Here is a 22783-nt window from a genome sequence, read left to right as displayed (position 1 = left end):
TATCGGGGGATTTCGTCATGCGTCGCCGCACCTTCCTGTCCACCCTGCCCGCCGGCGCCCTTCTGGCCGGAGCCGGCTCGGTCGTCGCCCAGACAACAGCCCCCGCCGCGACGACAACCGCCCCCCCGCCCCAACCGGCTGATCCCTATGCCGGGGTGGGCATCGGCGACCGCGTGACGGGGCCCAAGTTCGTCGGCCGTTCGACCGTCTGGGGCGCCAACGGCGCCGCCGCCACGGCCCACCCCGCCGCCACCCTGATCGGACTGGACACCCTGCGTCGCGGCGGTTCGGCCATCGACGCCGCCATCGCCATCAATGCGGCCCTCGGTTTCCTTGAACCCACCGCCAACGGCATCGGCGGCGACGCCTTTGGCCTGATGTGGGATCCGGCCCAGAAGAAGGTGGTCGGTTTCAACGGCTCGGGCGCCAGCCCGCGCGGGCTGTCGCTGGAAACGGCCCGGTTAAAGGCCGTGGACGGCTACCTGCCCAGATACGGCGCCGTCACCGTCAACGTGCCCGGCACGGTCGACGCCTGGTGGAGCGCGCATCAGCGCTACGGCAAGCTGCCGTGGAAGGACGTCCTGATCCCCGTCGCCGAGCTGTGCGAACAGGGCGTGCCGGTGCCGGAGGTCATCGCCTGGTATCTGGAGCGCAACATGGCCGGCTTCGACCGCGCCGCATCCCAGATCGAGGAGAACGACAACCGCAAGAAGGTCTGGCTGACCGGCGGTCGCCCCCCGAAGACGGGCGAAGTCTTCGCCAACCCCGATCTGGGGCGCACCTACCGCATGATTGCGGAGGGCGGGCGCGACGCCTTCTATGACGGCGCCATCGCCGACCACATCGAGCGCTACTTCAGGCGGATCGGCGGCTGGATGACCCGCGCCGATCTGGCCGCTCACCGCACCGAATGGGTCGAGCCGCTGATGACCACCTATCGCGGGGTCGAGGTCTATTCTCTGGGGCCCAACACCCAGGGGCTGTCGACCAACCAGATCCTGAACATCTGCGAGCAGTTCGACCTCAAGGCCATGGGCTTCCAGTCCGCCGCTTCCATTCACATCCAGGCCGAAGCCAAGCGCCTGGCGTTCGAAGACCGCGCCCGCTACTTCGCCGACGAACGCTTCGCCAAGGCCCCGACCGCCTGGCTGAACTCCAAGGCCTACGCCGCCGAACGGGCGAAACTGATCAACCCGAACCGCGTCATGGACCGCGTCTTCCCCGGCGACGCCCCGACCCAGGGCGACACCACCTACTTCAGCGTGGCCGACAAGGACGGGATGATGGTCAGCTGGATCCAGTCCAACTATCGCGGCATGGGTTCAGGCCTGACGCCCGACGGCCCGGACGGCGGCACCCTGGGCTTCATGTTCCAGGACCGGGGCGAGCTGTTCGCCCTGAGCGACGGCCATCCCAATGTCTATGCGCCGGGCAAACGGCCCTTCCACACCATCATCCCCGGCTTCGCCTGCAAGGACGGCGAGCCATGGATGGCCTACGGCGTCATGGGCGGCGGCATGCAGCCCCAGGGTCAGGCCCAGATCATCATCAACATGGTCGACTACGGCCTGGACCCGCAGCAGGCCGGCGACAGCCCGCGCTGGCAGCATTACGGCTCGTCCGAGCCGACCGGCCAGCCGGCCGAGGGCGTCGGCAAGCTGCACCTGGAATCGGGCGTGCCTGAAGCGACCAGGCAGCAACTGACCGCCATGGGCTGGGACCTCGGCCCGCCCGACGGCGGCTTCGGCGGCTATCAGAACGTGATGAAGCAGATCAACGAACAGGGCCGCTGGACCTACGGCGCGGCGACCGAAATGCGCAAGGACGGCGCCGCCCTGGCCTATTGAGAACCGGACATGACCGATCTCTCCGGGCGCTGGACCGGTGTCTACTTCTATCCGGTGGACGCGGAGTTCAATCCTTACGACGACCTGCCGCCGACGCCGTTCGAGGCGCAGATTCGTGATGCTGGCGGAGAGGTCACAGGCTCCACACTGGAGCCCGACGCCCTCGGCCTTCCCGGTGCGCCGCCGATCCCGGCGCGGCTGGAGGGTCATCATCTCGACCGTCAGCTGGTCTTCACCAAGTTCCCTGACGGCGGCGGCCAGACCCATTCCATCGACTATATCGGCTCAATATCGACGGACGGGAACAGCGTCGCCGGACGCTGGGTGATCCATGGCGACTGGTCGGGGACCTTCCGGATGCAGCGCAAGCCGGCGCCGGTCAACGCCGCGCTTGATGTCGCCGCGACGGCTTGACCTGACGCCGCGTCAATCGCCTAGAGTTCGTTTCCAAACAGGACGGACCCTATGACCGAACTCGTGACCCGCGACTTCACCGCTCCGGCCGCCGACGGCTATCCGCTGTCGATGCGGCTGGTGTCGGCCGCCGAGCCGCGCATGGCCGTGCTCGTCTCGTCCGGTACGGGCTTTCCCAAGGGCTTCTACGAGCGGTTCGCCCGGCATCTGGCCGGGCGAGGCGCGGCGGTGCTGACCTATGATTTCCGGGGCATCGCCGGGTCGCGGCCCGACGACCTGAAGGCCATGGCGATGGACTACCCCGACTGGGGCCGGCTGGACATGCCCGCCGCCCTGGACGCCCTGATCGCGGCGGCGCCGGGCCTGCGCGTGGTCCATGTCGGCCACAGCGTCGGCGGGCACTTCCTGGGCTTCATGCACAATCAGGACCGCATCGAGCGCCACGCCTTCGTCTCTGTCGGGACCGGATGGTGGGGCGGGCATCACCGGTCCTACAATCCGCTGGAGCTCTTCTTCTGGCTGGGCTTCGGGCCGTTCAGCCTGCTGCGACACGGCTATATCAAGGGCGGCGGCCTGTGGGGCGGGACGGACCTGCCGCGCGGGGTCTTCACCACTTGGCGGCGCTGGTGCCTGAAGCGGGAATATTTCTCGCGCGAACTGGAGACGACGCTGCGGCCCCACCACTATGAGGCCGTGACCGCGCCGATCCGCTCGTGGATCTTCACCGACGATCCCATCGCCACGCCCAATACGGCGCGCGACCTGCTGACGGTCTATCCCAACGCCCCCTCCGATATCGGCGTCCACGCGCCCGGCGACTTCGGCGCACGGCGCATCGGCCACGAGGGCGCCTTCCGAAAGGGGATGGAGCCGCTGTGGGACCGGATTCTCCACTGGCTGGACAATGGCGACGCCTGATCGGGCGCCTATATCGAGCGCTCCTTAATATCGGAGCCTCCCCATGCCCTATTCCGACCAGCCGACCGTCATCGCCTCGGGCGTGGAGATTCCGCTTCTGGGCTTCGGCACCTGGATGCTGGAGCCAGACGAGGCGCGGCGCATGGTGCTTGAGGCCCTGCGCATCGGCTATCGCCACATCGACACGGCCTGGATCTACAAGAACGAAAAGGCCGTGGGCGACGGCATCGCCGACGCCGTGGCCGAGGGGATCGTGGCGCGCGACGAGATCTTCGTGACCACCAAGATCTGGGTCGAGCATTTCCATCGCGACGCCCTGCTGCGTCAGGCTGAAGAGTCCGCCATCAGCCTGGGTCTGACGCCGGATCTGCTGCTGCTGCACTGGCCCAAGCCGACGCCGTCGCTCAAGGAGACGATCGACGCCCTGAACGAGGCGCTGGACAAGGGTTTCGCTCGGCATATCGGCCTGTCGAACTTCCCCTCGGCCCAGTTCCGCGAGGCGGCGGCCCTGTCGAGCGCGCCCCTGGTGACCAATCAGGTCGAGTATCACCCCTATCTGTCGCAAAAGACCCTGATCGAGACGGCCCGCGAGCTGGGGTCGTCCATCACCGCCTGGTCGCCGCTGGCCCAGGGCAAGATCGCGGACGACGCCGTGATCGGCGAGATCGCCAAGGCGCACGGCAAGACCAATGGCCAGGTCACCCTGCGCTGGTTCATCCAGCAGGGCGTCATCGCCATTCCCCGCACCACAAAGGTCGAGCGCGCCGGCGAGAGCTTCGACATCTTCGACTTCGAGCTGTCGGCGGACGAAATGGCCCGGATCCACGCCCTGGCCCGCCCTGACGGCCGTCTGGGCGACTGGCTGGACGAGGCCTTCCAATGGGATCAGGATGCCTGACCTAACGGCGTCATAGAACGCTCGCGTCAGGGAGGACGCCATGGGTTCGGTTCTGGGCTTTCCGGGGATTGATCCGATGGACGCCGTCATCGGCGCCCGCATCCGGCGCTGGCGCGACCAGAGGGGGGTGACGCCGGACGATCTGGCCGCCGCCCTCGACCTGACACCCGAGGCCCTGCGCCGCATCGAGGCAGGGCGCGAGCACCTGGATTCCGCCGGCCTCGACGCCGCCACCCGCGCCCTGCATCTGCCGGTGTGGGCGCTGGTGTCGGATACGCCGGGCTACTGATGGCGCGGCCCTATCGCGCCATCGCCGCCCTCATCGGCTGGTATGCGCTCGGTCTGCAATACGGGCTGATTCTGAAAGGCGATCCGCACACCGGCGCGGGCGAGCTGACGCTGAACTTCTTCAGCTATTTCACCATCCTGTCGAACATTCTGGTGGCGCTGGCCCTGACGGCGTCGGCCGTGGCGCCGAACAGCCGGCTGGGGCGCTGGTCGCTCAGCGAAAGCGTCCGGGCGGCGGTGACCATGTATATCGTGGTGGTCGGAGTGGTTTATCACTTCCTGCTGGCCCCGACCTGGAACCCGCAGGGCTGGTCGCTGGTCGCCAACAATCTGCTGCACTACGTCATGCCCATCGCCTTCGCCGTCGACTGGCTGGTCTTCACGCCCAAGGGCCGGCTGCGCTGGGTCGATCCGGCCCGGTGGCTGGCGGTGGTCCTGGTCTATGGCGGCTGGACCCTGCTGCACGGCGAGCTGAGCGGCTGGTGGCCCTACTGGTTCGTGGACGCGGATCAGTTGGGGTTGGGTAAGGCCATGATCTATTTCGCGGGCCTGCTGGTCTTCTTCCTGATCGTGGGCTTGGTCGTCGTGGCGATCGATCGCACCTTCGGACGGCGTGACAGACGCACGATTGCCGCCTAAGCGTCAGCGCATGGCCTACAAGTCCCTGCGCGATTTCATCGCCACCCTCGAAGCCGACGGCGAACTGGTCCGCGTGTCGGAGCCCGTCTCCACCCATCTGGAGATGACCGAGATCCAGACCCGGCTGCTACGCAACGGCGGCCCGGCGGTCCTGTTCGAGAAGCCGGTCATGCCCGACGGCTCGATCAGCCCCATTCCCTGCCTGGCCAACCTGTTCGGCACGGTGAAGCGGGTGGCCATGGGCGTGACGCTGGAGGGCAAGGCGCGCACTACCGCCGGTGAGTTGAGAGAAGTCGGCGAGCTGCTGGCCTTCCTGCGCAATCCGACGCCGCCGCGTGGTCTCGGCGACGCCATGGAGATGCTGCCTCTGGCCCAGACCGTCATGTCCATGCGGCCCAAGACGGTGAAGAAGGCCCCGGTGCAGGAGGTGGTGCTGAAGGGCGACCAGATCGACCTGACCGCGCTCCCTATCCAGGGCTGCTGGCCGGGCGAGCCTGCGCCGCTGATCACCTGGGGTCTGGTCGTGACCAAGGGGCCGTCGGACGACCGCGAGGACGACTTCAACCTGGGCATCTACCGGATGCAGGTCCTGGGCAAGGACAAGGCCATCATGCGCTGGCTGGCCCATCGCGGCGGCGCCCAGCACTATGCCCGGCACAAGAAGGCGGGCAAGCGCGAGCCCCTGCCCTGCGCCGTCGTGCTCGGCGCCGATCCCGGCACCATTCTGGCCGCCGTGACCCCGGTGCCGGAAACCCTGTCGGAGTATCAGTTCGCGGGTCTGATGCGCGGCTCCAAGGCCGAACTGGTGCCGTGCAAGACCGTGCCCCTGATGGTCCCCGCCAACGCCGAGATCGTGCTGGAAGGCCACGTCCTGCTGGACGAGTTCGAGGACGAGGGCCCCTATGGCGACCACACCGGCTACTACAACTCGGTCGAGAAATTCCCGGTCTTCCAGGTCAGCGCCATCACCATGCGCAAGGACCCCATCTATCTGACCACCTTCACCGGCCGTCCGCCGGACGAGCCGAGTGTGCTGGGCGAGGCGCTGAACGAGGTCTTCATCCCGCTAATCCGCCAGCAGTTCCCCGAGATCACCGACTTCTGGCTGCCGCCCGAGGGGTGCAGCTATCGCATCGCCGTGGTGTCGATGAAGAAGGCCTATCCGGGCCACGCCAAGCGGGTGATGATGGGCTGCTGGAGCTATCTGCGGCAGTTCATGTACACCAAGTGGATCATTGTCGTGGACGACGACATCAACGCCCGCGACTGGAAGGACGTCATGTGGGCCGTCTCGACCAAGATGGACCCGGCGCGCGACATCACGGTCATCGAGAACACCCCCATCGACTATCTGGACTTCGCCAGCCCCGAGAGCGGTCTGGGCTCCAAGATCGGTCTGGACGCCACCGACAAGTGGGAGCCCGAGACCAAGCGCGAATGGGGCGAGGAAATCCGCATGGACGAGGCCGTGGTCGAGCGCGTCAACGCCATCTGGGACAGTCTGGGATTGCCGGGCGACAAGACGCCGATCTGGAAATAGGCTGAGCCGTCAGTCGGCGCCGGGGGGCGATTTTGAGCGCGTTCGAGTTCTTTTTCAGCTTTTACGGCCTGCTGCTGGGTCTGTCGGTGGCGGAACTGGTCGGCGGTTTCGCGCGAGTGTTGCACGAACGCGAGCGCATCCGGTTCGGCTGGCTGACCCCCGCCCTGGCCCTGTTCGTCGCCATCGACATCGCCACCTTCTGGAACCAGGCCTGGGTCATCTTCCGCGGGGCGCCGTTCAACACCTTCCTCCTGCTGGTCAGCCTGAGCATCGCCGCGACCTTCTATGTGGCGGCCAGCGTCACCTTCCCGCGCGTCTCGGCCGAGGGGACGCATGAACGGGTCGATCTGGACGCCCACTTCTGGGCTCACCGCAAGCTGGTGTTCGGCTGCATCATGGGGGCCAACCTGATCGTGGCCGTGATGGTGATCATCCTGGGGCAGGTCGATCCCGGCTTCGCCAAGGTGGCCGGTTCGGTGAGCCTGTGGGCCGGAGTGGCCGTTTTCGTGGTGGGGACGGCGACGGCGGCCTTCGCGCCCTGGCGGCGCGTCGCGGTCGGGGCTCTGGCCGTCGTCCTGCTTTACAGCCTGTGGCAGATGGCCCGGTCGGCGGCGGCGCTGGCGGCCTGGGGCCCCGTCTTCGGCGCGAGCTGAGAACATTGCCGGAGACTTGCCAGACGATGACGATCAGCCCACGAAGAGCCATGCGCCCTGATTACTTCGTTGCGGCGGCCGTAGCCGCCCTTGTCGCCTGCGTGAGCCCCGCCATGTCCCAGACCCCGACCTCCGTCTCCAACGTCGCCCCCTGGGATCAGGCCTTCCTGCCGCCCGCGCCCGCGTGGAACGGAGCGTCCAGGGCTCTTCTGCGCGACTCCTCGGATCCCTGGGTCACGGCGTTCGAGGCCGATGCGGCGCATGACTTTTCGCCCTCCTACGCCGACACCCGCGCCTGGTTCGACCGGCTGGACGCGGCCAGCGACCTGATCCGCATCGAGCAGTTCGGCGTCTCGCCGGAAGGCCGCCCCATCTACGCCGTCATCGCGTCGAAGGACGGCGCCACGCTGGACCCGAACAAGCCCGTGCTGCTGGCACAGGCCGGCATTCACCCGGGCGAGATCGACGGCAAGGACGCGGGCATGATGCTGCTGCGCGACATGGCCTTCTACGGCAAGGACGGCCTGCTGGACCGGGCCAACCTGATCCTGATCCCGATCCTGAGCGTGGACGGACACGAGCGGACCAGCCCTTACTCTCGCCCCAACCAGCGCGGACCGCGCAATCAGGGCTGGCGTCACACGGCGACCAACCAGAACCTGAACCGCGACTTCATGAAGCTGGATCAGACCGAGATGCAGGCCGTCATGGGCCTGATCCACAAGTACAAGCCCGACCTCTACGTCGACATCCACGTCACCGACGGCATCGATTATCAGTACGACGTCACCTACGGCTACAACGGCGAGGACGGCGTCTGGAGCCGCAGCCCGGCCATCGCAAAGTGGCTGGACGACGCCTTCAAGCCCGAGATGAACGCCGCGCTGGAAGCCCGGGGCCACATCCCCGGCGAGCTGGTCTTCGCCATCGACGACCGCGACCCGAAGAAGGGCATGAACGACGGCGGTCTGGGCGAGCGCTATTCCAACGGCTGGGGCTCGGCCGCCCACGTCCCGACCATCCTGATCGAAAACCATAGCCTGAAACCGCACGAGCAGCGCGTTCTGGGCACCTATGTCTTCCTCGAAGAAGCGCTGAAGCTGCTGGCCGAGAAGTCGCAGACCCTGCGCGCCGCCATCACCGCCGACCGCGCCCTGCGTCCCGCCGAACTGCCCGCCAACTTCGACGGCGACGACCAGCCGACGCGCATCCGCCCCTTCAAGGGCATCCTCTACGACACCTATCAAAGCGCCGCCTCGGGCCGCCCGGAACTGCGCTGGCTGGGTCAGCCGGACCCCGAGCTGTGGCAGGTGCCCTACTTCGGTTCGCACCCGACCCTGACGCTGAAGCGCCCGACCGCCTACTGGGTGCCGTCCTATCGCGCCGACATCATCGAGCGACTGAAGATCCACGGCGTGCAGATGGAGACCCTGGACGCCCCGCGCACGGTCGCCGTCGACATGCTGCGCCTGATCGATCCCAGGGTCTCCGGCCGCACCAATGAAGGCCATGTGCCGATCACGGTCGACGAAGTCCGCGCCGAGGCCAGGGACTGGACCTTCCCCGTCGGTTCGGTGCGTGTGCCGACCGATCAGCCGATGGGCGACGTCGCCATCCTGCTGCTGGAGCCGCAGTCGTCGGAAAGCTTCTTCGCCTGGGGCATGTTCCCCGAGGTGCTGAACCGTGTCGAATACATCGAGGCCTACGCCATCGCGCCCCTGGCCGAGAAGATGCTGGCCGCCGATCCCGCGTTGATGGCCGAGTTCGAGGCCAGGCTGGCCGCCGATCCCGCCTTCGCCGCCGACGGCGACGCGCGCCTGGCCTGGTTCTACGAGCGCACGCCCTTCTATGATCAGCGCTTCCGCCTCTATCCGGTCGGACGGGAGAACTGAGCATGGTTCCTTCGATTCAGGCCGCGACCCTGTGGGGCGGGCTGCTGATCCTGTTGCTGCTGGTTCTGTCCAGCGTCGTGGTCAGCCGCCGTCGTCGGCACCTGATCGAGTTCGGCGACGGCGGAAATCCCGAGATGACGCCCGCCGTCCGCGCCTTCGGCAATGCGGCGGAATACATCCCGGCCGGCATGTGCGGCCTGATTCTGCTGGCCTTCGTCGGAGCGCCGCCCCTGCTGATCCACGGCGTCGGCGGAGTGCTGTTCGCGGGTCGGGTCATCCACGCCCTGGGCCTGCTGTTCCAGAAAGGCCCCTCGCTGGGCCGGGTGACGGGCATGGTCCTGACCTGGCTGGCGCTTCTGGTCGCCGCCGTCAGCCTGATCGCCTGGTCGGTAATCTAAAAGTCTCCCTCTCCCGATGGGAGAGGGATTGAGCCTCCAAGAGCGCAGCGTTTGGCCAAGGGTGAGGGTTCGCGGTTGAAGTAGGCGTAAGCCGCCGCACCACGGCTTCGCCGACTGACAGGACAAGCCCCTCACCCTTTCGCGCAAGAACGATCGCCTCCGGCTCTCGTGCGCTCAAGCCCTCTCCCGACGGAGAGGGTTACAACGGTTGCAGCCTAGACGTCCCTCCGCCATATCGGGGCATGTCCGATAAGACGCCCTCCCCCGACATCCTGTCCGATCTGGTCGCCGCCGCGCTGAAGGCCGGCGCCGACGCCGCCGAGGCGGTTTCCGCCCATCGCGCCTCCCTGTCCGTCGGCGTGCGCAACGCCGGGCTGGAAGAGGTCGAGCGCGAGGAGGCCCGCGACTTAGGGTTGCGCGTCTTCATCGGCCGGCGTCAGGCCACGGTCTCCGCCTCCGACCTGTCCGACGCCACCCGCGCCCGTCTGGTTGAGCGCGCCGTGGCCATGGCGAAGCTGGCGCCCGAAGACCCCTATGCCTCGCTGGCGCCGCAGGACCGGCTGGCGCAGGGGCCGCACGCCGACCTCGACCTGTTCGACCCGTCCGAACGCACCGCCGAGGCCCTGGAGGCCGCCGCCGCCGAGGCCGAGGCCGCCGCCCTCGCCGTCACGGGCGTATCCAAGTCTGAAGGCGGCCACGCCTCCTGGTCGGCCAGCGAATGGCGGCTGGTCACCTCACACGGTTTCGACGGCCGCCATCGGGGCAGCGCCTTCTCGCTGGGTGTCGGCGTCATCGCCGAGAAGGACGGGGCCATGGAGCGCGGCGGCGAAAGCCGCGCTGTGCGCCACCTGTCCGACCTGCCCGGCGCCGCCGAGATCGGCCTGAAGGCGGGCGAACGCGCCGTGGCTCGAGTCGGCCCGCGCAAGATCGCCTCGACCACCGCCCCGGTCATCTTCGAGAACCGTATCGCCACCCAGGTCCTGTCGCCGCTGCTGGGCGCCATCTCCGGCCCGGCCATCGCGCGCGGCAGTTCCTTCCTGAAGGACAAGCTAGGCCAGCGCGTCCTGCCCGAAGGCGTCGACATGATCGACGACCCCTTCCGCCTGCGCGGCCTCGGCTCGACCCCGTTCGACGACGAGGGCGTGGCGGTCGAACGGCGCAACATCGTCGAGGACGGCGTCATCACCACCTGGCTGCTGAACACCGCCGCCGCCGCCCAACTTGGGATGGCCTCGACCGGTCACGCCTCGCGCGGGCTGGCGGGACCGTCCGGCGTCTCGACCCACAACCTGCATCTGGCGCCGGGCGAGCACGACAAGGCGGGCCTGATGGCCGAGGCCGGGTCGGGCCTGCTGATCACCTCCATGTTCGGCCCGTCGCTGAACGCCAACAACGGCGACTGGTCGGCGGGGGTGTCCGGTTTCTGGTTCGAGAATGGGCAGATCGCCTATCCGGTCAGCGAAGTGACCGTGGCGGGCAATCTGATTGACCTCTACGCCCGGCTGGTGCGCGGATCGGATCTGGAGTTCCGGGGTTCCTTCAACAGCCCCTCCCTGATGTTCGACGCGGTGGCCATCGCCGGCAAATGACCGACCTTCTGTCCGACCTCGAACTGATCCGCGACGCCGCCCTGGCTGCGGGCAAGCTGGCGCTGGAGCATCGCGAGGCGGGCCTGAAGGTCTGGTCCAAGGACGGCGGCTCGCCCGTCACCAGCGCCGATCTGGCGGTGGATCAGCTGCTCAAGGACGCCCTGCTGACCGCCCGCCCTGACTATGGCTGGCTGTCCGAGGAGACGGCCGACAGCGCCGAGCGCCTGACGAAGAAGCGCATCTTCGTCGTCGACCCCATCGACGGCACCGTCGCCTATATGAAGAACAAGCCGTGGTGGTGCGTCCCCATCGCCGTGGTCGAGGACGGCCGCCCCGTCGCCGCCGTCATCCACGCCCCCATGCTGGGCGAGATGTTCGAGGCCACACTCGGCGGCGGCGCCCGACTGCAGGGCCGACCGATCAGCGCCTCGGACACCGACACCCTGGAAGACGCCGAGCTTCTGGCCGACGCCCGCCTGATGGAGGCGCGCGAATGGGCCGAGCCCTGGCCCGAAATGCGCTTCACCAAGCGCAACGCCCTGGCCTATCGCATGGCCCTGGTCGCCGCCGGAGCCTTCGATGCGGCCATCGCCATCAGCCCCAAGTGGGACTGGGACGTCTGCGCCGGCGCCCTGATCGCCGAGGAGGCCGGAGCCCGCGTCAGCGACCATATGGGCCGTCCGTGGCGATTTAATCGCCCGGATCCGCGCCAAACCAGCCTGATCTGCGCCGCGCCGGCCCTTCACCCGTTGATCGTGAGGCGCACAGCGCCTATCCCGCTGGCGATCTGATCTCCCCTCTCTCGCAATGGAACCCCCTCTCCATGGCTGACGCCCACGATCCCCAGCTGCTTCACCTCGTCATCGGCGGCGAAATGCGCCACCCGGCCGAGCCCGTCTTCCGCGACCTGGCCCAGGTCGAGTTCGTCGGCGCCTATGGCAGCTATGACGAAGCCAAGCAGGCCTGGAAGGCCCGCGCCCAGGCCACCGTCGACAACGCCCACATGCGCTACTTCATCCTGCACGCGCACAAGCTGATCGACCCGCGCTCGGACGTCTGATCCGCCGCCTTCGCCTCACGGCGAGGTTTACGGAACCGCACAGGCGGCTGACGCGCTTTCCCGTCAGCCGCCTTTGGCGTTTCTGAAGAGGTGCTCATCATGACGCCCACCCTGATCGTCCTGCTGCTGGTGATCCTGGCCGTGGTCGCTGTCGTCTGGGTCGTGAAGAAGGGGCCGGCGCACACGCCCCGCCCTGGCGAAGATCAGGACACCGCCTGGAACGACCCCATCACTCCGGCCGAATCCGGGCATCATCATCCGTCCCGCAATCCGGAGCCGCGACCGTGACCCTGTTCGGCCAGACTCTCGACGGACAACAGCTGTTCGGGATCATCTCCCTGATCAGCGTCCTGGCCCTCTGGCTGATCGTGCTGGGCCGCGAACGCAACTGCGCCCGCTGGTTCCGCCAGTGGGAAGCCGACCGCAAGGCGCGACGCGACGCCGAAACGGCCCAGAACGGCCCCAAGCGTGGTCCCTGGGGCTAGGCCCTATTCGCGCTTCAGCAGGCGGTCGACGACCAGCTTGCCCCACCAGCCGGCCTTGAACTCGGCGCGGATCGCCTTGGGATCATAGGCGTCGCTGGCGATCCAGTCCTGGAAGCTGACGCCGGTCGGCTCGACCTCGGCGACATATTTCTCGAGCGTATAGTCCAGCACGCCCGTCAGGCCCTCGCGGCTGTGCAGGGTGCGCTTGCCCAGTTCCGACAGGGCCGCCGAGATCGGCTCGCCCAGATGGAAGTGGCGATACAGCACGGCCATCATCCCCGCCCGGTCCGCGCCCGACTTGCAGTGGATCAGAGCCGGATATTCGATGGTCTTGAACAGGTCGCGCGCCCGGTCGATGCGGTCGCGGCCCGGCGGATCGCGCGAATCCAGCGGCGCGTCGATCAGGATCAGGCCCAGCCGCTCGCAGGCGTCCTTTTCCAGCCAGTAATAGGCCTCGTCGCGCCGGCCGCGCAGGTTGATGACCGTCCTGATCCCGCGCCTTCGCCAATAGGCCAGCTGGCCCGGCGACGGCTGATTGGTGCGCACCAGATCCGGCCCCAGCCAGTGGGCGTTGGTGAAGGCCGTGCGCAGGAAGGCGTGATCCTTCCAGAAATAGGACCAATGCGTCTTGAATCGGCCCATCCCCGTGGTCAGATCATATCCCTGCATAGGCCGCAGATAGCGGTGAAACCGTCCCACGTCACCCACAGGCTGCGCCGCATGGCTTGACTTGGCGCCCAAGCCGTTCGACCGAGAGCCAATGACCGTTCCCGCGCCCGCCTCCGACACTCGCGAACCCTTGCGGCCGCTTCTGGGCCGGATCTGGCGTGACTACCTGTCCCGGCACAAGCCGGCCTTCTTCGCCTCCATGCTCTGCGCGGCGGTTTCCGGCGGCCTGACCGCCCTGTTGCTCAAATTCCTCGAGCCGGCCATCGACCTGCTGTTCACCCGGCATGAAGGCCCGGTGAAGGTGTGGGGCCTGGTCAGCATCCCGTCGGACAAGGTGCTGATCCTCATCCCCCTGTTCATCATCGTGGTGGCCATCGTCCGGTCTCTGGCCATGGCGGCCCAGGCGGCGCTGGTGAACCGCCTCGGCCACGGCATTGTCGGCGACATCCAGAAGCAGCTCTTCTCGGGCATGATCCGGGCCGACCTGTCGCGCCTGCGCGGCCAGCACTCAGGGACCTTCGTCTCGTCCGTGCTGTTTGACGCCAACCTGGTGCGCGAGGCCTTCACCTCGGGTGTGGTTAACTACACCCAGAACGCCCTGATGCTTCTGGGCGTCATCGTCGCCATGGGCTTCATCGACCTGCCGCTGACGCTAATCGTCCTGCTGGGCGTGCCGGTGGTCAGCTGGATCATCCGCCGCTTCGGCAAGAAGTCACGCAAGGCCGCCCGGGGCGCCATGGTCGAGACCGAGGCTCTGTCCAGCGCCCTGATGGAGAACCTCGACGGCGTCCGCGTCATCAAGATCGAGAACCGCGAGGCCGCCGAGGAGGCGCGGGTCGGCGAGGTCATCGCCCGGCGTCAACGTCACATCATCAAGGGCGCCGACAGCCGCGCCTTCTCCGGTCCCGCCAGCGACATCGTCGCCTACAGCATCGTCGCCGCCGTCATGGCCTATGCCGGGTGGAGCGCCAGCCAGGGCGAAATGACGGTCGGTGCCTTCGCCTCCTTCATCGGCATGCTGCTGCTGGCCGGACAGGCCCTGCGGCAGGTCACCAACCTGACCACCGTCCTCAGCGAAGGCCTAACCGCCGCCCGGCGCCTGTTCACCGCCCTGGATATCGAGCCTGAAATCCGCGAGGCGAGCGACGCCATCGAACTGGAGACCGGCCCGGTCACCGTCGCCCTGGACCACGTCTCCTTCGCCTATCACGCCAGCGAGGACGGCGCCGCCCCGACCCTGTCGGACGTCAGCCTGCACGTCGCGCCGGGCGAGACCATCGCCCTGGTCGGCCCGTCGGGCGGCGGCAAGTCCACCATCCTGTCGCTGCTGCCGCGCTTCTATGACGTCACCGCGGGGGCCGTGACCGTCAACGGCCGCGACATCCGCGAACTGAAGCTGCAGTCCCTGCGCGACCATATCGCCCTGGTGACGCAGGAACCCTTCCTGTTCGACGACACCATCGCCGCCAACATCGCCTATGGCCGCAAAGGCGCGACCGCCGAGCAGATCATCGAGGCCGCCCGTTCCGCCGCCGCCCATGACTTCCTCACCGCCCTGCCCGAGGGCTACGCCACCCGCGTCGGCGAGGCCGGGATGCGGTTGTCCGGCGGCCAGCGCCAGCGCATCGCCATCGCCCGCGCCTTCCTCAAGGACGCGCCGATCCTGTTGCTGGACGAGGCGACCAGTGCGCTCGACACCGAAAGCGAGGCCCTGGTCCAGGCGGCGCTGGAGCGGCTGATGCACGGCCGCGCCACCCTGATGATCGCCCACCGCCTGTCGACGGTGCAGAACGCCGACCGCATCTATGTGATCGAGGCCGGCCGCGTCGTCGAACAGGGCGCGCACGCGGCCCTGGTCAAGCAGGGCGGCCTCTACGCCCGTCTGGCCCGGCAACAGTCGCTGGACGGCGCCGCGCCGCTCGTCGCGTCCGCCCTGCCCATGACCCTGCCGGATGAGACCGGCGCATGAGGCCGCTGCGCAATCCGATCATCCAGACCTCCATGGCCTGGATCCTCTCGGAATGGATGCGGTTCTGCTACGCCACCATCCGCTGGGAACACGAGAACGAACAGGTCGCCGAGGAGGTCTGGACCGAGGGCGGCGGCGTCCTTTGCGCCTTCTGGCACTCGCGACTGGCGCTCGCCGCCGCCTGCTGGCCGATGAAGCGAGCCCAGCCGGTCAAGGGGCTGGTGTCGCTGAGCGCCGACGGCGAGTTCTTCGCCCGCGCCGTGGGCCGCCTCGGCATCCCCGCCGTGCGCGGCTCGTCCAGCAACAAGGACAAGGCCAAGCAGGCCAAGGGCGGCACCCAGGCCCTGCGCGACGGCCTGAAGCAACTCAAGGTCGGCGGTCTGGCCCTGACCCCCGACGGACCGCGCGGTCCGGCGCGTCAGATGGCCGAGGGCCTGCCGCTGATGGCCCGGATTTCAGGCGCGCCGGTTCTGTTCATCGGCCTGTCGTGCAAGCCCGCCATCCGGCTGAACAGCTGGGATAAGGCGATCGTCCCCCTGCCCTTCGGCCGTGGCGCCATCGTCTGGGACAAGGCCTGGTATCCCGAGGGCGCCGAGATGGACCAGGTCGTCGCTGACTGGACCGCGCGCCTGACCGCCGTCGAGGCCCGCGCCGACGCCGTCACCGGGCTGGAGCGCGTCTAGACCGTGATCTTCAGCCCCGCCCTGATCGCCTATGGCCTGCTGACCCGCCTGATCGAGCCCCTGGCCCCTCGTCTGCTCGACGCCCGCGTCAAGCAAGGCAAGGAAGACCCGCAAAGGGTCGACGAACGCCTGGGCCTGGCCGGCACAGCGCGCCCCGCCGGGCCCCTGATCTGGATTCACGGCGTCAGCGTCGGCGAAGCCCTGTCCATCCTGCCGCTGGCCGAACGCATCCGCAAGGACCGCCCCGACGTGACGGTTCTGGTCACCACCGGGACGCTGACCTCGGCGCAGATTCTGGCCCAGCGCCTGCCCGCCGGCGTCATCCACCAGTTCGCCCCGGTGGACAGCCCCGGCGCCGTCGCCGCCTTCCTCGACCACTGGCGGCCCACCATCGGCGTCTTCGTCGAGAGCGAGCTGTGGCCCAACCTGCTGACGGCCGCCAAGAAGCGCGGCGTCGCCCTGGCCCTGGTCAGCGCTCGCATCACCACCAAGACCGCCGAGGGCTGGAAGAAGGCCCCCGGCATGGCGCGCGCCCTGACGGCCTGTTTCACCCATGTCTGGCCCCAGGATCAGGCCAGCGCCGACCGGCTGACGGCGCTCGGCGCCCGCGTCGATGGTCAGGTCAATTTGAAGCTGTCCGGCGAACCCCTGCCCTATGACAAGGGCGAGTTCGGTCGCCTGTCGGCCCTGATCGACGACCGCCCCGTCGTGGTCGCCGCCAGCACCCACGAGCACGAGGAAATGGCCATTGTCGGGGCGCTGGACCATCTGGCCGACCGCCTGTTCCTGATCGTCGTGCCGCGCCATCCGGACCGCGCCGACGAGATCGCCCGCTCCCTGACCCAGGACGGCTACAGCTTCGCGCGGCGCAGCTTGCGCCAGCCGGTGACGGATGAGACCGACATCTATCTGGCCGACACCCTCGGCGAACTGGGCCTGTTCATGCGGCTGGCCGACGTGGTGGTCATGGGCGGCTCGTTCGCCCCCGCGCTGGGCGGCGGCGCCGTCGGCGGGCATAACCCGCTGGAGCCTGCGCGTCTGGCCAAGCCGGTCGTCACCGGCCCCGACGCCAGCAACTGGAATGCGGTGACGCGGATGTTGAAGAACTCCGGCGGCCTGGTCTCGGTGCTGTCTCCCGCCGAACTGCCGGGGATCGTCGGCCCGCTGCTGGCAGACCCCGACGCCGCGCGCGACATGGGCGAGCGCGGCCGCCGCGCCGCCGCCGAGGCCGCCGCCGGGCTGGACCGCCTGTGGCTGGCGCTTCAGGCCCACCTGCCCGCCGCCCCGTCGCGAGGCCGTCGATGAAGCTGAACACGCCCCGCTGGTGGTACAGCCGCGACCGTCGCCACGCCCCCGTCGCGCGGATGCTGCTGAAGCCCGCCTCGTGGATCTGGAGCGGCGTCACCGCCCGACGCATCGCCCGCGCTGCGCCGGTCGATCCCGGCGCCCCGGTCATCTCCATCGGCAATCTGACGGTCGGCGGGTCGGGCAAGACGCCGATCGCCCGCGAGGTCCTGCGCCTGCTGCACGCGCAAGGGATCAAGGCCGCCGCCCTGTCGCGCGGTTACGGCGGGATGCTGGAGGGCCCGGTTCAGGTCGATCTGGCCGTCCACACCGCCGCCGACGTGGGCGACGAGCCCCTGATGCTGGCCGCCGACGCCCCCGCCTGGATCGCCCGCGACCGCGTCGCTGGGGCCAAGGCCGCCGTGGCGGCGGGCGCTCAGGCCCTGGTGCTGGACGACGCCCATCAGAACCCGGCGCTGAAGAAGACCCTCAGCCTGATCGTCGTCGACGGCGAGACGCGCGGCGACGAGTGGCCCTTCGGCGACGGCTCCGTCTTTCCGTCCGGCCCGATGCGCGAGCCGCTGAAGGCGGGCCTGGCCCGCGCCGACGCGGTCATCATCCTGTTGCCCGCCGATCTGCCGGAAGCGGACCCGGAGCTGGTCGAAACCTTCGGCGACCTGCCCGTCTTCATCGCCCGGCTAGAGCCCGCCGCCGCCCCGCCGCCCGGCCCCCAGGTCGGTTTCGCCGGCATCGCCAAGCCGTGGAAGGTCGAGCGCTCGCTGATCGCCGCCGGTTGCGATCTGAAGGACTTCATCCCCTTCCCCGACCACGCCGAACTGTCGGAACGCGACTTCGCCCTGCTGACCGATCGGGCGAACCTGTTCGAGGCCGGTCTGGTGACGACGGAAAAGGACTGGGTGCGCCTGCCGCCCGCCTGGCGCGACCGAATCCTGGCCTGGCCCGTCGTGGCGCGGCTGACGGATGAAGCAGGATTCCAAACCTTCCTTCATGGGAAGGTTCAGCCATTCCTGCCTCTCAACTCACATTCTCAGGGCAAATTCTTTCTGAAGTGACGAGATTTTACAATCCTGACCTTGGTCTTCGGCCCCAAGCCAGACCTTAAGCGTTATGGATGGGCGTTCTCTCGGAGCGCTCAGTAGTATGAAGATCGCAGTTCTCGACGACGACCCCGTCCAGTTGGAAGCCATTTCCGGCGTGGCCACGGCGGCTGGCTATCGTCCGACCCTCTTCTCGCGGGCCCAGGCCCTGATCTCGGCCCTGCGCAAGGACACTTTTGATCTTCTGATTGTGGACTGGAACCTGCCTGACCGTTCAGGCCTGGAGGTGCTGGCCTGGGCGCGAACCAATCTGAAACCGCCGCCCCCCATGCTGCTGGTCACCAGCCGCGCCGAGGACGAAGACATTGTCGCCGGGTTGAACGCCGGCGCCGACGACTATTTGCCCAAACCCTTGTCGCCCGTGGTTCTGGAGGCGCGCATCAAGGCCTTAATGCGCCGCGCCTACGCCCATACCGCCGCAGGCCCTGAAAGCTACGGCGACATCGCCTTCCATGATGCGGCAGGATCGGTCACCCGCAACGGCAAGACGGTGGCCCTGACCGCCAAGGAATTCTCCCTGGCGCAACTGTTGTTCCGCAACCTGCATCGCGCCCTGTCGCGGACCTATATCCTCGAGACGGTCTGGGGCAACGAGCCCAATCTGAACAGCCGATCCTTGGACATGCACATCTCGCGCATCCGCACCAAGCTGGATCTGAGACCAGAACAGGGCTTCCGCCTGACCCCCATCTACAGCTACGGATACCGGCTGGAGCGGGTTGACGCTGATCCGATCGGCGGCGAAGTCGTCCAATCCCTGGGCGAGGACGCATAAGAGGCGAAGCCATGAATGGACACCGGGCGGCCATCGTCGGCCTTACGGCGACCCTGCTCGCGGCCGCGCCCGCCATGGCCCAACCGAGGCCGGCATCGCCGGTCGAGACCCTGGACTACGTCGTGCGACCCGGCGACACCCTGATTGATCTGGCGGTCGCCTACCTGAACCGGCCCGCCGACTATCGCCGGGTTCAGCGCGACAATCATGTGGCGAATCCGCGCCGCATGGCGATTGGACGCACCCTGGCCATTCCTGTCTCGCTGCTGCGCGCCGATCCCGATCAGGCGCGCATCGCCGGCTTCCGAGGCGCGGTAGTCCTGACCCAGGGCGGGCGGGCTGCACCGCCGCTTCAGGGCCAGACCGTCCTTGAAGACGCCGTCCTCACCACGGGCGCCAACGCCTTCGTCCGCCTGGCCCTGTCGGACGGCAGCCATGTCGTCGTTCCTTCCAACAGCCGGGTGCGCCTTAGCCGCCTGCGCCGTTACGCCCTGAACGGCGCCGTCGACCACGCCCTGACCGTCGAGGCCGGACGCGCCGAATCCCGCGTCACGCCGCGCCGTCGCCCCGGTGGTTTCGTAGTGCGCACCCCGGTCTCGGTTTCAGCCGTGCGCGGCACCGATTTCCGCGTCTCGTTCAATGACGACGCCGACCGCTCCGCCACCGAGGTCATCGAGGGCGTGGTCGAGGTCGATTCCAGCGACGGTCTCAGCGAAGCCGTCGCCCTGGCCGATCAAGGCGTCTCCAGCGGGGCGACCGACACCCGGTTGCTCCCGCTGTTGCCCGCGCCGGCGCTGATCGACCCGGACGCCGTGCAGTCAGGCCCGGTCATCGACTTCGCCCTGACGCCTCTGGACGGCGCCTCGATCTATCGCGGACGGCTGGCGACGGACGCCGGCATGATCGACGCCTTCGCCGAAACGGACAGCGCCCCTGACGCAAGGCGTCTGACCTATCCCGAACTGTCCGACGGCGCCTATTTCCTGCGTCTCAGCGCCCTGTCCGTCGAAGGGATGGAGGGGCGCAGCACGACCTACAGCTTCATTCGCGCGCGCAACGGCGTCGGCGGGCTGGCGGTCAGCAACGAGGCGCGCGACAAACGCCGCTTCTACCGCTTCCGTTGGGAGGCTGAAGGCGAAGGCGAGGCCCGCTTCCGCTTCCAACTGTCGCGCGAAGGCGCCGACGGCCAACCGGATGGCGCGCCCCTGATTGATCAGCCCGGCGTATCCGAGCAAGCCTTCACCCTCAGCGACCTGCCGCCAGGGGTCTACACATGGCGGGTCCAGGGGTCGCGCCATCGCTTCGGCCGCCTCCTGCAAGTCTGGTCGGAACCGCAGCAACTGCGCATCGGGCGCTAGAAGATGAAGGCGCGGCGCTGGCTGGGAGCGCGCCTGACCGGTCGGCGCGCCCTGATCGAATGGGGACTGGTTGCAGCTCTGACCGCCGTCCTGGTCGGCTGGCTGGCCCTGAGCCCCACAGCCGATCGCGCGGACAACCTGATGTACGACGCCCTGATCCGTCTTCAGGACGGGCCGGCCGACGAATCCGTCGTCATCGTCGCCATCGACGACCGCAGCCTGAACGCCCTGGGCCGCTGGCCCTGGCCACGCGAGTTTCACGCCGCCCTGATCGATCGGCTGACCGAAGCCGGTTCCCGCGCCGTGGCCTACGACGTCCTGTTCACCGAGCCCGAGGCCGGCGACCCCGCACTGGCCGCCGCCGTGGCCCGCGCCGGCAGGGTTCGTCTGCCGCTGCTGGTCGACGCCCCCGGCCAGAACGGCGCGCCCTGGCAGGTCAGCGACCCCTCGCCCGAACTGGCCAGCGCGGCGGCCGGGCTCGGCCACGTCAACATGATCATCGACGGCGACGGCGTCGTGCGCCGGGCGCCGCTCTACATGCAAGCAGGAGCGCACGCATGGGCGCAACTGATCCTGCCCCTGGCGGAGGCCGGCGGCGCCGCGCCGCCCTCTGCGCCTGTCGAATCCGAGGCCGGCGACGCCCTGATCGCCGCCGCGCCCGAGGCCATCGCCTATCGTGGGCCGCCGGGCCGGTTTCGCACCCTGTCCTTCGTCGATGTGCTGAACGGCGAGGTTCCGGCCGATTTCCTGAAAGACCGGCTGGTTCTGGTCGGCGCCACGGCCCCCGGACTGGGCGACCGTTACGCCACCCCGGCCGCCCCGCACGGCGAGCTGAGCCCCGGCGTCGAGATCCAGGCCGCCCTGTTGCAGACCCTTCTGGAGGGCGGCGGTCCTCGCACGGTTTCCCCGGTCTGGGTGCTGCTCCTGTCCCTGACGCCTCTGGGCCTGCTGGTGGGCGGCTTCCTGATCTTGCGCCCCGCGGTCAACATGGTGCTGGGCGCGAGCCTGATCGTCCTGACGCTGGGGCTGACGGCGGTCGTCTTCCTGACGGCGGGTCTGTGGTTTCCGCCAGCCGCCGCCGTCGCGGGCCTGGCCCTGGCCTATCCGCTGTGGAGCTGGCGACGCCTGGCCGCCGCATCGGCCTATATGCAGAGCGAGGTCGAGACCTTCCGTCGCGAGACGGCCCCCATCCCGATCGCCGGGCTGGCCCCCGTCGCCGCGACCGCGCGTCAAGGCGACGTGGTGGCCCGACAGGTCGACACCCTGCGCGCCGCGCTGCGCCAGTTGCGGGATCTGGACCGCTTCATCGCCGACGCCCTGCGCAGCCTGCCCGACGCCACCGTCGTCGCCGCCCCCGACGGGCGGGTTCTGGTCTCCAACGACCGGGCCCTGGCCCTGTTCGGCCCTGCACTGAAAAACGACCGGCAAGAAACGACGGCGCATCTGGCGGACCTCTTCCTGAGTCTTGGCGAGCCGTCCTGGCGGCGCTTCGTCGCCGACGACGCCCACGAACTGGACGACATTCTGACGCCGGCCGGTCAGGTGCTGAAGGTCGCGGCGGCCGGCCTGACCGACGCCGAAGGACGAATACAGGGACACATCGTCCGTTTCGCCGACATGACCGGGGTTCGCGTCGCCGAGCGTCAGAGAGAGCAGGCCCTGCAACTGCTCAGCCACGACATGCGCGCGCCCCAGGTCTCGATCCTGACCCTTCTGGAAGGCCGTCAGGACCGCGCCGATCCCGCCTTTGAGCGTCGTATCGGCGACTACGCCCGCCAGACGCTGGATCTGGCCGAAGGCTATGTCCAGCTGGCCCGCGCGGAAACCCAGCCCTATCGCAGCCTTGTCCTTGATCTGGGGCAGGTGCTGATGGACGCTGCCGACACCCTGTGGCCCCAGGCCTCGGCCCGTGGCGTGGTGATCCAAACACCTGAGGGCGATGACGAATACCTGGTCCAGGGTGATCCGGCCCTGCTGCGGCGCCTGCTGACCAATCTGCTGGACAACGCCCTGAAATACGGGCCCGCCGGCGGCGTCATCGCCTGCACTCTGGAAACCGGCGAGGAAGAGGGGCGAACGGTCTGCATCGTCCGCATCCGCGATCAGGGACCGGGCCTCTCGGACGAGGCGAAACGCCGTCTGTTCCAGCCCTTCGGCCACGGCGACGCCGATGACCGCGGTTCAGGCCTGGGTCTGGCCTTTGTTCGCACGGTGGCCCGTCGCCACGGCGGACGGATCGCCTATGAGGGCGACGCTCAGGGGGCCGTCTTCGTGCTGGTCCTGCCGCGCGTGATCGAGGCCTAGGC

General features: G+C 68.5%; 23 protein-coding genes. 22 read left to right on the top strand and 1 reads right to left on the bottom strand.

Going from position 1 to position 22783, the window contains the following annotated elements; genetic code table 11:
* Positions 1-17 precede the first annotated feature (17 nt).
* From ACZ5XO_RS04600 to ACZ5XO_RS04530, 15 genes are all read left to right on the top strand, one after another.
* The gene (locus ACZ5XO_RS04600; protein ID WP_464164139.1) at positions 18-1847 is read left to right on the top strand and encodes a gamma-glutamyltransferase family protein; all 1830 of its coding nucleotides are present in this window, start codon (positions 18-20) and stop codon (positions 1845-1847) included.
* 9 nt (positions 1848-1856) lie between these two features.
* Positions 1857-2261, top strand: a complete 405-nt coding sequence (locus tag ACZ5XO_RS04595; protein ID WP_464164138.1) for a hypothetical protein — start codon at positions 1857-1859, stop codon at positions 2259-2261.
* Positions 2262-2312: 51 nt separating this feature from the next.
* Positions 2313-3179 (top strand): alpha/beta hydrolase family protein, encoded by an 867-nt coding sequence (locus ACZ5XO_RS04590; RefSeq protein ID WP_464164137.1) that lies wholly within the window; start codon positions 2313-2315, stop codon positions 3177-3179.
* Positions 3180-3222: 43 nt separating this feature from the next.
* Positions 3223-4077 (top strand): aldo/keto reductase, encoded by an 855-nt coding sequence (locus ACZ5XO_RS04585; RefSeq protein ID WP_464164136.1) that lies wholly within the window; start codon positions 3223-3225, stop codon positions 4075-4077.
* A 40-nt stretch (positions 4078-4117) separates the two neighbouring features.
* Positions 4118-4366, top strand: a complete 249-nt coding sequence (locus ACZ5XO_RS04580) for a helix-turn-helix domain-containing protein (RefSeq protein ID WP_464164135.1) — start codon at positions 4118-4120, stop codon at positions 4364-4366.
* Positions 4366-5004, top strand: a complete 639-nt coding sequence (locus ACZ5XO_RS04575; RefSeq protein WP_464164134.1) for a Pr6Pr family membrane protein — start codon at positions 4366-4368, stop codon at positions 5002-5004. The genes ACZ5XO_RS04580 and ACZ5XO_RS04575 overlap by 1 nt, the downstream gene beginning before the upstream one ends.
* A gap of 10 nt (positions 5005-5014) precedes the next feature.
* On the top strand, positions 5015-6544 hold the full coding sequence (locus ACZ5XO_RS04570; RefSeq protein ID WP_464164133.1) for a UbiD family decarboxylase: 1530 nt from the start codon (positions 5015-5017) through the stop codon (positions 6542-6544).
* 32 nt (positions 6545-6576) lie between these two features.
* Positions 6577-7197 carry a hypothetical protein gene (locus tag ACZ5XO_RS04565; protein ID WP_464164132.1) on the top strand — a complete coding sequence of 207 codons (621 nt, stop codon included), beginning with the start codon at positions 6577-6579 and terminating at the stop codon, positions 7195-7197.
* Between the two features lie 113 nt (positions 7198-7310).
* Positions 7311-9089, top strand: a complete 1779-nt coding sequence (locus ACZ5XO_RS04560; RefSeq protein WP_464164131.1) for a M14 family metallopeptidase — start codon at positions 7311-7313, stop codon at positions 9087-9089.
* Positions 9086-9487 carry an MAPEG family protein gene (locus ACZ5XO_RS04555; RefSeq protein WP_464164854.1) on the top strand — a complete coding sequence of 134 codons (402 nt, stop codon included), beginning with the start codon at positions 9086-9088 and terminating at the stop codon, positions 9485-9487. The genes ACZ5XO_RS04560 and ACZ5XO_RS04555 overlap by 4 nt, the downstream gene beginning before the upstream one ends.
* A 242-nt stretch (positions 9488-9729) precedes the next feature.
* Positions 9730-11076 (top strand): TldD/PmbA family protein, encoded by a 1347-nt coding sequence (locus ACZ5XO_RS04550; protein WP_464164130.1) that lies wholly within the window; start codon positions 9730-9732, stop codon positions 11074-11076.
* The gene (locus ACZ5XO_RS04545) at positions 11073-11867 is read left to right on the top strand and encodes a 3'(2'),5'-bisphosphate nucleotidase CysQ (protein ID WP_464164129.1); all 795 of its coding nucleotides are present in this window, start codon (positions 11073-11075) and stop codon (positions 11865-11867) included. The genes ACZ5XO_RS04550 and ACZ5XO_RS04545 overlap by 4 nt, the downstream gene beginning before the upstream one ends.
* A 32-nt stretch (positions 11868-11899) precedes the next feature.
* The gene (locus ACZ5XO_RS04540) at positions 11900-12136 is read left to right on the top strand and encodes a DUF4170 domain-containing protein (protein WP_464164128.1); all 237 of its coding nucleotides are present in this window, start codon (positions 11900-11902) and stop codon (positions 12134-12136) included.
* A 99-nt stretch (positions 12137-12235) separates the two neighbouring features.
* Positions 12236-12424, top strand: coding sequence for a hypothetical protein (locus ACZ5XO_RS04535; protein WP_207822829.1), 189 nt, complete (start codon positions 12236-12238; stop codon positions 12422-12424).
* Positions 12421-12621 (top strand): hypothetical protein, encoded by a 201-nt coding sequence (locus tag ACZ5XO_RS04530; RefSeq protein ID WP_464164127.1) that lies wholly within the window; start codon positions 12421-12423, stop codon positions 12619-12621. Before ACZ5XO_RS04535 ends, ACZ5XO_RS04530 begins: the two co-directional genes overlap by 4 nt.
* 3 nt (positions 12622-12624) lie before the next feature.
* On the opposite strand, the gene ACZ5XO_RS04525 is transcribed toward ACZ5XO_RS04530, so the two are convergent.
* Positions 12625-13290, bottom strand: coding sequence for a fused DSP-PTPase phosphatase/NAD kinase-like protein (locus ACZ5XO_RS04525; RefSeq protein ID WP_464164126.1), 666 nt, complete (start codon positions 13288-13290; stop codon positions 12625-12627).
* 91 nt (positions 13291-13381) lie between these two features.
* Between ACZ5XO_RS04525 and ACZ5XO_RS04520 the strand changes: the two genes are divergently transcribed.
* From ACZ5XO_RS04520 to ACZ5XO_RS04490, 7 genes are all read left to right on the top strand, one after another.
* The gene (locus ACZ5XO_RS04520; protein ID WP_464164125.1) at positions 13382-15259 is read left to right on the top strand and encodes an ABC transporter ATP-binding protein; all 1878 of its coding nucleotides are present in this window, start codon (positions 13382-13384) and stop codon (positions 15257-15259) included.
* Positions 15256-15942, top strand: coding sequence for a lysophospholipid acyltransferase family protein (locus ACZ5XO_RS04515; RefSeq protein ID WP_464164124.1), 687 nt, complete (start codon positions 15256-15258; stop codon positions 15940-15942). Before ACZ5XO_RS04520 ends, ACZ5XO_RS04515 begins: the two co-directional genes overlap by 4 nt.
* 3 nt (positions 15943-15945) lie before the next feature.
* Entirely contained in the window at positions 15946-17247 is a 1302-nt protein-coding gene (locus tag ACZ5XO_RS04510) for a 3-deoxy-D-manno-octulosonic acid transferase (protein WP_464164123.1), read from the top strand.
* Positions 17244-18299 (top strand): tetraacyldisaccharide 4'-kinase, encoded by a 1056-nt coding sequence (gene lpxK / locus ACZ5XO_RS04505; protein WP_464164122.1) that lies wholly within the window; start codon positions 17244-17246, stop codon positions 18297-18299. The genes ACZ5XO_RS04510 and lpxK overlap by 4 nt, the downstream gene beginning before the upstream one ends.
* A gap of 88 nt (positions 18300-18387) precedes the next feature.
* Positions 18388-19119, top strand: a complete 732-nt coding sequence (locus tag ACZ5XO_RS04500) for a response regulator transcription factor (RefSeq protein ID WP_464164121.1) — start codon at positions 18388-18390, stop codon at positions 19117-19119.
* A gap of 11 nt (positions 19120-19130) precedes the next feature.
* Positions 19131-20477: a FecR family protein gene (locus tag ACZ5XO_RS04495; RefSeq protein ID WP_464164120.1), complete on the top strand. Its 1347-nt coding sequence runs from the start codon at positions 19131-19133 to the stop codon at positions 20475-20477.
* Positions 20478-20480: 3 nt separating this feature from the next.
* Positions 20481-22781: a CHASE2 domain-containing protein gene (locus ACZ5XO_RS04490; protein WP_464164119.1), complete on the top strand. Its 2301-nt coding sequence runs from the start codon at positions 20481-20483 to the stop codon at positions 22779-22781.
* Positions 22782-22783 lie beyond the last annotated feature (2 nt).

This window comes from Brevundimonas sp. T2-11 (assembly GCF_055397675.1).
Note: the sequence above shows the minus strand (reverse complement) of the source record. Positions and strands in the feature narration are given on the sequence as shown.

Bases quoted from the DNA above. Each gene is read 5' to 3' on its own strand.
- ACZ5XO_RS04535 (WP_207822829.1), top strand. From the start codon at position 12,236: ATGACGCCCACCCTGATCGTCCTGCTGCTGGTGATCCTGGCCGTGGTC.
- ACZ5XO_RS04540 (WP_464164128.1), top strand. From the start codon at position 11,900: ATGGCTGACGCCCACGATCCCCAGCTGCTTCACCTCGTCATCGGCGGC.
- ACZ5XO_RS04515 (WP_464164124.1), top strand. From the start codon at position 15,256: ATGAGGCCGCTGCGCAATCCGATCATCCAGACCTCCATGGCCTGGATC.
- ACZ5XO_RS04595 (WP_464164138.1), top strand. From the start codon at position 1,857: ATGACCGATCTCTCCGGGCGCTGGACCGGTGTCTACTTCTATCCGGTG.
- ACZ5XO_RS04560 (WP_464164131.1), top strand. From the start codon at position 7,311: ATGTCCCAGACCCCGACCTCCGTCTCCAACGTCGCCCCCTGGGATCAG.
- ACZ5XO_RS04525 (WP_464164126.1), bottom strand. From the start codon at position 13,290: ATGCAGGGATATGATCTGACCACGGGGATGGGCCGATTCAAGACGCAT.
- ACZ5XO_RS04495 (WP_464164120.1), top strand. From the start codon at position 19,131: ATGAATGGACACCGGGCGGCCATCGTCGGCCTTACGGCGACCCTGCTC.
- ACZ5XO_RS04570 (WP_464164133.1), top strand. From the start codon at position 5,015: ATGGCCTACAAGTCCCTGCGCGATTTCATCGCCACCCTCGAAGCCGAC.
- ACZ5XO_RS04500 (WP_464164121.1), top strand. From the start codon at position 18,388: ATGAAGATCGCAGTTCTCGACGACGACCCCGTCCAGTTGGAAGCCATT.
- ACZ5XO_RS04575 (WP_464164134.1), top strand. From the start codon at position 4,366: ATGGCGCGGCCCTATCGCGCCATCGCCGCCCTCATCGGCTGGTATGCG.
- ACZ5XO_RS04590 (WP_464164137.1), top strand. From the start codon at position 2,313: ATGACCGAACTCGTGACCCGCGACTTCACCGCTCCGGCCGCCGACGGC.
- ACZ5XO_RS04490 (WP_464164119.1), top strand. From the start codon at position 20,481: ATGAAGGCGCGGCGCTGGCTGGGAGCGCGCCTGACCGGTCGGCGCGCC.
- ACZ5XO_RS04580 (WP_464164135.1), top strand. From the start codon at position 4,118: ATGGGTTCGGTTCTGGGCTTTCCGGGGATTGATCCGATGGACGCCGTC.
- ACZ5XO_RS04545 (WP_464164129.1), top strand. From the start codon at position 11,073: ATGACCGACCTTCTGTCCGACCTCGAACTGATCCGCGACGCCGCCCTG.
- ACZ5XO_RS04585 (WP_464164136.1), top strand. From the start codon at position 3,223: ATGCCCTATTCCGACCAGCCGACCGTCATCGCCTCGGGCGTGGAGATT.
- lpxK (WP_464164122.1), top strand. From the start codon at position 17,244: ATGAAGCTGAACACGCCCCGCTGGTGGTACAGCCGCGACCGTCGCCAC.
- ACZ5XO_RS04550 (WP_464164130.1), top strand. From the start codon at position 9,730: ATGTCCGATAAGACGCCCTCCCCCGACATCCTGTCCGATCTGGTCGCC.
- ACZ5XO_RS04600 (WP_464164139.1), top strand. From the start codon at position 18: ATGCGTCGCCGCACCTTCCTGTCCACCCTGCCCGCCGGCGCCCTTCTG.
- ACZ5XO_RS04520 (WP_464164125.1), top strand. From the start codon at position 13,382: ATGACCGTTCCCGCGCCCGCCTCCGACACTCGCGAACCCTTGCGGCCG.